This window comes from Burkholderia sp. HAN2018 (assembly GCF_024704855.1).
Taxonomy (GTDB): domain Bacteria; phylum Pseudomonadota; class Gammaproteobacteria; order Burkholderiales; family Burkholderiaceae; genus Burkholderia; species Burkholderia cepacia.
On sequence record NZ_QOBB01000305.1, the window covers coordinates 1 to 7,058 of the forward strand.

At 66.4% G+C, this 7,058-nt stretch carries 8 protein-coding genes and 1 pseudogene; all 9 read left to right on the forward strand.

Annotated features, from left to right (window positions below):
- Positions 1-1,528: DUF4118 domain-containing protein (locus tag DPV74_RS37460; RefSeq protein WP_119339008.1), on the forward strand; the 1,528-nt coding region annotated here is incomplete at its 5' end.
- Positions 1,525-2,277: a response regulator gene (locus tag DPV74_RS37465; RefSeq protein WP_119339009.1), complete on the forward strand. Its 753-nt coding sequence runs from the start codon at positions 1,525-1,527 to the stop codon at positions 2,275-2,277. The genes DPV74_RS37460 and DPV74_RS37465, both read left to right, overlap by 4 nt.
- Positions 2,278-2,577: 300 nt before the next feature.
- Complete coding sequence (locus tag DPV74_RS37470; protein ID WP_119339010.1) at positions 2,578-3,351, forward strand: ABC transporter substrate-binding protein; 774 nt, start codon at positions 2,578-2,580, stop codon at positions 3,349-3,351.
- A gap of 175 nt (positions 3,352-3,526) precedes the next feature.
- Positions 3,527-4,216: an ABC transporter permease gene (locus tag DPV74_RS37475; protein ID WP_027790953.1), complete on the forward strand. Its 690-nt coding sequence runs from the start codon at positions 3,527-3,529 to the stop codon at positions 4,214-4,216.
- Positions 4,213-4,926, forward strand: coding sequence for an ABC transporter permease (locus DPV74_RS37480; RefSeq protein WP_011355969.1), 714 nt, complete (start codon positions 4,213-4,215; stop codon positions 4,924-4,926). The genes DPV74_RS37475 and DPV74_RS37480 overlap by 4 nt, the downstream gene beginning before the upstream one ends.
- A gap of 33 nt (positions 4,927-4,959) precedes the next feature.
- Positions 4,960-5,727 carry an ABC transporter ATP-binding protein gene (locus DPV74_RS37485; protein ID WP_119339011.1) on the forward strand — a complete coding sequence of 256 codons (768 nt, stop codon included), beginning with the start codon at positions 4,960-4,962 and terminating at the stop codon, positions 5,725-5,727.
- A 74-nt stretch (positions 5,728-5,801) separates the two neighbouring features.
- Complete coding sequence (locus DPV74_RS37490; protein ID WP_060083365.1) at positions 5,802-6,236, forward strand: cupin domain-containing protein; 435 nt, start codon at positions 5,802-5,804, stop codon at positions 6,234-6,236.
- 334 nt (positions 6,237-6,570) lie between these two features.
- Positions 6,571-6,708 (forward strand): HHHH-motif protein, encoded by a 138-nt coding sequence (locus tag DPV74_RS37495; RefSeq protein WP_021157327.1) that lies wholly within the window; start codon positions 6,571-6,573, stop codon positions 6,706-6,708.
- 61 nt (positions 6,709-6,769) lie between these two features.
- A pseudogene (locus DPV74_RS37500) lies at positions 6,770-7,058 on the forward strand (DUF3761 domain-containing protein); the annotation flags it as partial.

The window sequence follows — 7,058 nt, forward strand, 5'->3', positions numbered from 1 at the left end:
CGTGCGCGAGGCGCACCCGCGCACGCACGTGTGGATGTCGCAGTACGCGGTGCCGTTGCTGCTCGCCACGCTCGTGTGCGCGCTGGCGACGCTGGCGGCGAGCGCGCTGCTGCGCGTGTTCGACCTGTCGAACATCGTGATGCTGTTCCTGATGACCGTCGTGCTGATCGCGCTGCGGCTCGGCCGGCTGGCCGGCGCGTGGGCCGCGTTCGTCTGCGTCGGCTGCTTCGACTTCTTCTTCGTCGAGCCGAGGCTGTCGTTCGCGGTGTCCGATACGCAGTACGTGTTCACGTTCGCACTGATGCTCGCCGTCGCGCTCGCGATCGGCCAGCTCGCGGCACGCCTGCGCGCGGAGGCGCGGGCCGCGCGCGCGAACGAGAAGCGCTCGGCCGCGCTCGCGCGTGTCGCGCATGATCTGTCGGCGGCGATCGAAACCGAACAGATCGCATCGATCTGCACCGGCACGATCGCACCGCTGCTCGGCGTGCGCGTCGCGCTCGTGCTGCCCGATGCGGACGACCGTCTGATGCCGGCGCCGCACGCCGCGTTCGTCGAAGCGCCGATCGCGCGCTGGGCCTACGAGCATGCGCGCGGCGCCGGGTGCGGGCTGCCGCCGTTCGAGCGCGCGGCCGCGCAATACCTGCCGCTGAAGGCGCCGATGCGCGTGCGCGGCGTGCTCGTGCTGTTCGGCGACGCGCAGCCGGTACCCACGGACCCCGACGATCGCCGCCTGATCGACGCGCTGTGTTCGTCGATCGCGATGGCGCTCGAACGCGTGCACTACGTCGGCGTCGCGCAGCACACGCTCGTCCGGATCGAGGGCGAGCGGCTGCGCAATGCGCTGCTCGCCGCCGTGTCGCACGACCTGAAGACGCCGCTGACCGCGATCCGCGGGCTCGCCGAGACGCTGGAGCGGCCCGAGCGGCTGGCCGACGGGCAGCCGGCCGCGCTCGCGCACGGCATCCGCAACCAGGCCGAGGCGCTGCACGGGCTCGTCGTGAACCTGCTCGATCTCGCGCGCATGCAGAGCGAGGGCGTGCGGCTGAATCGCGAGTGGCACATGCTCGACGAGATCGTCGGCAGCGCGCTCGCGCATTCGGCCGGCGTGCTGGCCGGCCGCGACGTGAGCGCCGACCTGCCGGCCGACCTGCCGCTGATCGACGTCGACGCGCTGCTGATCGAGCGCGTGCTGATGAACCTGCTCGACAACGCGGCGAAGTACGCGGGCGCGGATGCGGCCGTGGCGGTGCGCGCACGCGTGTTCGGCGAAACGCTGTACGTGTTCGTCGAGGACGACGGGCCCGGCTTCGTCGCGCGCAACACCGAGCCGCTGTTCGAGCCGTTCGAGCGCGAGCGCAAGGAATCGTCGATCAGCGGCGTTGGGCTCGGGCTCGCGCTGTGCCGCAGCATCGTCAACGCGCACGGCGGCTCGATCCGCGCGGTGCCGCTCGATCCGCACGGCGCGCGGTTCGAGATTCGCCTGCCACTGGGTGCGCCGCCCGACATCGAACACGAGAGCCGGACATGATCAGATCGCGCGTACTTATCGTCGAGGACGAATCGGACATCCGCCGTTTCGTGCGGATGGCACTGGAACAGGAGGGGCTCGACACCTGCGAGGCGTCGACGGCCCGCGAGGCGCGGATGTACGCGTCGAGCAGCAAGCCCGATCTCGTGATCGTCGATCTCGGGCTGCCGGACGACGACGGCAAGACGTTCATCCGCGAACTGCGCGAGTGGTCGACGGTGCCGGTGATCGTGCTGTCGGCGCGGCAGCAGGAGGTGGAGAAGGTCGCGGCGCTCGACGCGGGCGCGGACGATTACCTGCCGAAGCCGTTCGGCGTGCCCGAACTGCTCGCGCGGGCGCGCGCGCAGTTGCGGCGCGCGGCGTTCGTGTCGGCCGACGGGCAATCGTCGTCGATCGTGCGCTTCGGCGACGTGACCGTCGATTTCGGCAAGCACGAAGTCGCCCGCGGCGGCGAACCGGTTCATCTGACGCGCCTCGAATTCCGGCTGCTCGCCGCGCTGGTTCGCGCGCGCGGTGGCGTGGTCGCCGCGCGGCAATTGCTGGCCGAGGTGTGGGGGATCCACGACGCGGAACGCGCGCACTACGTGCGCGTGTACATGACGAACCTGCGGCAGAAGCTCGAACCGGTGCCGGCACGCCCGCGGCACCTGTTGACGGAACTGCAGTTCGGCTACCGGCTGGTCGGTCTGGAAACGGTCGGCATGACGGACGGGCAGCGTGATGCGGCGTCGGCAGGTCTAGACAGGTGAAAACCCGCTCCCGGCCACCATCCTGCGCGCGGAGAAAGCTGTCGTTTAGCTCGCTGTAATTCGTAATTAATTGAAATTGAAGGGAATTTACAACCCACGGCCATAATCCGCCGACAATTAGAGATAAACACGGATTGCTGGTGGTGCGCCTGCGCGGGCAAAGTTGTATGTACAACTTGGGCGGTCGCCGGACGAGGCGATGCCCGGGTTGGAAGGGTTCACGGCGGGGCGCCGTGCCGGCCGCGCCGGTGCGGGCTGTCCGACGGGACCCTTGCCCAGTTCGTCCACGACAGGAACGTCATGAAGAAACTCGCGCTCAGTATTGCCCTCGCCTGCATCGCGGTCGGTGCCCACGCCAAGGATTGGTCGACGATCCGGTTCGGCGTCGACGCCAGCTATCCGCCGTTCGAATCGAAGGACGCAAGCGGCAAGGTCGTCGGCTTCGACGTCGATCTCGGCAACGAGATCTGCGCCCGCCTGAAGGCGAAGTGCGTGTGGATCGAGAACGACTTCGACGGGATGATTCCCGCGCTGAAGGCGAAGAAGTTCGACGGCGTGCTGTCGTCGATGTCGATGACGCCGGCGCGTGCCGAGCAGATCGCGTTCTCCGACAAGCTGTTCAACACGCCGACGCGCCTCGTCGCGAAGAAGGGCGCGAACCTGCAGCCGACGGCCGAATCGCTGAAGGGCAAGTCGGTCGGCGTCGAGCAGGGCACCATCCAGGAAACCTACGCGAAGACGTACTGGGCGCCGAAGGGCGTGCGGGTCGTGCCTTACCAGAACCAGGACGGCGTGTACCAGGACCTGATGTCGGGCCGCCTCGACGCGGCGCTGCAGGACGCGGTGCAGGCCGACATCGGTTTCCTGAAGACGCCGCGCGGCGCGAGCTTCGATTTCGCCGGCAAGGACATCGACGATCCGAAGACGCTCGGCAACGGCGCCGGCATCGGGCTGCGCAAGGAAGACGCCGACCTGAAGGCGAAGATCGACCACGCGATCGCCGACATCATCAAGGACGGCACGTACAAGAAGCTCGAGAAGAAGTACTTCGCATTCGACGTCTACGGCGGCTGACCGTCCGTGCGGCGCGCATCGCCTGCGGCGCGCGCCGCATCCGTTGCCGTGTGCAATCCGCTTCGCGGGATGCGTCCGGCTTGATGAGCGGGTCGCATCAGGTAGTGCGCAGATATCGTTTGATGCGCGGTTAATGGCTATTGACAATCCAGCCACTTCGTTCTGGATCCCTTCTATGATCTTCCAAGGATTTGGCCCGCTTCTGTGGGCCGGCACGGTCGAGACCGTGAAGCTCGCGGTGCTGTCGCTGGCCGCGTCGCTCGTTCTGGGCCTCATCGGTGCGAGCGCGAAGCTGTCGACGAACCGCGTGCTCAAGTCGATCGGCACCTTCTACACGACGCTGATCCGCGCGGTGCCGGATCTCGTGCTGATGTTGCTGCTGTTCTACGGGATCCAGATCCTGCTGAACAACTTCACCGACATGCTCGGCTGGGACCAGATCGACATCGACCCGTTCGTGGCGGGCGTCATCACGCTCGGCTTCATCTACGGCGCGTACTTCACCGAGACGTTCCGCGGTGCGTTCCTGTCGGTGCCGCGCGGCCAGCTCGAAGCGGGCTTCGCGTACGGGATGAGCGGCTGGCGCGTGTTTCGCCGCATCCTGTTCCCGCAGATGATGCGCTTCGCGCTGCCCGGCATCGGCAACAACTGGCAGGTGCTCGTGAAGGCCACCGCGCTCGTGTCGATCATCGGCCTCGCCGACGTCGTCAAGGCGTCGCAGGACGCGGGCAAGAGCACGCTCGATTTCTTCTTCTTCACGCTTGCGGCAGGCGCGATCTACCTCGCGATCACGACGGTGTCCAACGTCGTGCTGCATCACCTCGAGAAGCGTTATTCCGTCGGCGTCCGGAGGCTCGCACTGTGATCGAACTCGTCAGCCAGTACTGGCAAAGCTATCTCTACACCGACGGCTACCGCTTCAGCGGCCTCGCGATCACGCTGTGGTTGCTGGTCGTGTCGATCGCGCTGGGCTTCGCGCTCGCCGTGCCGCTCGCGATCGCGCGCGCGTCGTCGAACCGCTGGATCTCGGGCCCGGTGTGGCTCTATACGTACGTGTTCCGCGGCACGCCGCTCTACGTGCAGCTGCTGATGTGCTACACGGGCATCTACAGCCTGCAGGTCGTGCACAACCACGTGCTGCTCGACACGTTCTTCCGCAACGCGATGAACTGCACGCTGCTCGCGTTCGTGCTGAACGAATGCGCGTATGCGACGGAGATCTTCGCGGGCGCGATCAAGGCGACGTCGGCCGGCGAGATCGAGGCCGGCATGGCCTACGGGATGTCGCGCTTCAAGCTCTATACGCGGATCATCCTGCCGTCCGCGCTGCGCCGCTCGCTGCCGAGCTACAGCAACGAAGTGATCCTGATGCTGCACGCGACGACGCTCGCGTTCACCGCGACCGTGCCCGACATCCTGAAGGTCACGCGCGACGTCAATTCGGCGACGTACATGTCGTTCCAGGCCTACGGCATCGCGGCCGTGCTGTACGCCGTCGTCGTGTTCACGCTCATCTGGGCGTTCCGCAAGCTCGAGACGCGCTGGCTCGCGTACCTCTCGCCGCGCGGCCATTAACGCATTCGCAAGATTCGCAAGGAAGGACCCAGCATGTACAAGCTTACCGTTGACAACCTGCACAAGAAGTTCGGCGACAACGAGGTGTTGAAGGGCGTGTCGATGAAGGCGAAGGCCGGCGACGTGATCAGCATCATCGGCTCGAGCGGCTCCGGCAAGAGCACGTTCCTGCGCTGCATCAACTTCCTCGAGCAGCCGTGCTCGGGGCAGATCACGATCGGCAGCGAGCCGATCGAGACCACGCGCGACCGCAACGGCTCGCTGCGGGTGGCCGACCAGAAGCAGCTGCAGCGGATGCGCACCAAGCTGTCGATGGTGTTCCAGCACTTCAACCTGTGGGCGCACATGACGGTGCTCGAGAACGTGATCGAAGCGCCGATGGCCGTGCTCGGGGCGAGCAGGGACGAGGCGATCGCGCGGGCGCGCAAGTACCTGGAGAAGGTCGGCCTCGCGCCGCGCGTCGAGGGCATGTATCCGTCGCACCTGTCGGGCGGCCAGCAGCAGCGCGTGGCCATTGCGCGCGCGCTCGCGATGGAGCCGGAAGTGATGCTGTTCGACGAGCCGACGTCGGCGCTCGATCCGGAGCTGGTGGGCGAAGTGCTGAAGGTGATGCAGAAGCTCGCCGAGGAAGGCCGCACGATGGTCGTCGTCACGCACGAGATGGGCTTCGCGCGCAACGTGTCGAATCACGTGATCTTCCTGCATCAGGGAAAGATCGAGGAGGAAGGGAATCCGCAGGAGATTCTCGTGAATCCGAAAAGCGAACGGCTCGGGCAGTTCCTGTCGGGGCGGTTGAAGTAAGCAGGCGGGCGGTGGTGCAGGGTGGAACGCTAAATGCTTGTCACGCGGAATCCTTTCGATGAAGGAGCACCGCGATGAGCGAGCAGACCACCACCGCTTTTTCCCACGTGAAGCCGCAGGACACCGCGTATCGCGGCGAAGGCCTGCGCGACTTCTTCCTGTATCGCGATCTCGGCATCGCGGCCGCGACGAACGGCAAGGTCGTCGCGCAGCTTGTCAGGGCGAATCATGCACCGGAGGCGGGCACCGGCTGGCACCGTCACGAGGCCGAGTTCCATATCGTGATCATGCTGAAGGGCTGGGCGCGCTTCATGTACGGCGAACGGGAGACGCTGGTGGCGGCCGGCGACTGCGTGCATCAGGCGCCGGGGATCGTCCACTATCTGTTCGACTACTCGCCTGACATGGAATACCTGGAGATCGTCGGGCCCGCCGATTTCAAGTCGATCGACGTCGACGGGCCGTGCGCCGTGCCGCCGCCGACGCCGTGGGGGGAGGCTGGCGCGTAGCTGCCCGGTTGCCCCCTGGGCGCGCATCACACGCACGCTTGCATCAGACCGCCTTCGGGCGGTTTTTTTGTTGCGCGCTCCCCGGAAGCCTCCATGCGTACCGATGACGCCAGCGGCACGTTTTCCCTTCCCCGGCAACATTCTTTCGAATTCCGAACGGTTGGGAAGCTGAAGATCCGGAAAGAAAAGAAAGACATTCGTCAGCTTCGACGCGCTGGCCGCGCCGCGATGTCAAAGATCGTCAATTGCGCGGGGCGGCGGTGCACGGCCTGCCGACGACCGGCGTTAAGGAGGTACCAGCCGGATCGCCGGTTGACCAACCCGGGAGAGTTTCATGAAGCGCATCGCGAAGATCCTGACGGCTACCGCAGTGGCATGTGCGGTTCTTGTTCCGGCGCTTGCCGAAGCGCATTCGCATCGTGTGTGCCACGTCGATCATCACCACCATCGCGTGTGCCGCTGGGTGCGGTAAGCGCGAATTTTCCGGGGCGACCCGGAACGCATTCTTCAGTCAGGCAAATCAGGAGAGGATCATGAAAAAAACGATGTTGATCGCCGCGCTGGTCGCCGGCATGGGGTTGTCGATCGGTGCGTTCGCGCAGGTGCCGGCCAGCGCGCCGGCCGGCACGACCGGTCTGTGCAAGGACGGCTCGTTCTACTCGGGCGCGTCGAAGAAGGGCGCATGCGCGGGCCACAAGGGCGTGAAGACCTGGTACGGCGCCTCGTCGGCGGCAGCCGCGAGCGCACCGGCCGCGGCGCCCGCAACGGCGGCCTCCGCTGCTGCTGCATCCGGCACCGCGCCGGCGAAGAGCGCGGCCGCGA

Excerpts from the sequence above, each read along its gene's own strand:
- DPV74_RS37465 (WP_119339009.1), top strand. The coding sequence starts at position 1,525 with ATGATCAGATCGCGCGTACTTATCGTCGAGGACGAATCGGACATCCGC.
- DPV74_RS37470 (WP_119339010.1), top strand. The coding sequence starts at position 2,578 with ATGAAGAAACTCGCGCTCAGTATTGCCCTCGCCTGCATCGCGGTCGGT.
- DPV74_RS37475 (WP_027790953.1), top strand. The coding sequence starts at position 3,527 with ATGATCTTCCAAGGATTTGGCCCGCTTCTGTGGGCCGGCACGGTCGAG.
- DPV74_RS37485 (WP_119339011.1), top strand. The coding sequence starts at position 4,960 with ATGTACAAGCTTACCGTTGACAACCTGCACAAGAAGTTCGGCGACAAC.
- DPV74_RS37490 (WP_060083365.1), top strand. The coding sequence starts at position 5,802 with ATGAGCGAGCAGACCACCACCGCTTTTTCCCACGTGAAGCCGCAGGAC.
- DPV74_RS37495 (WP_021157327.1), top strand. The coding sequence starts at position 6,571 with ATGAAGCGCATCGCGAAGATCCTGACGGCTACCGCAGTGGCATGTGCG.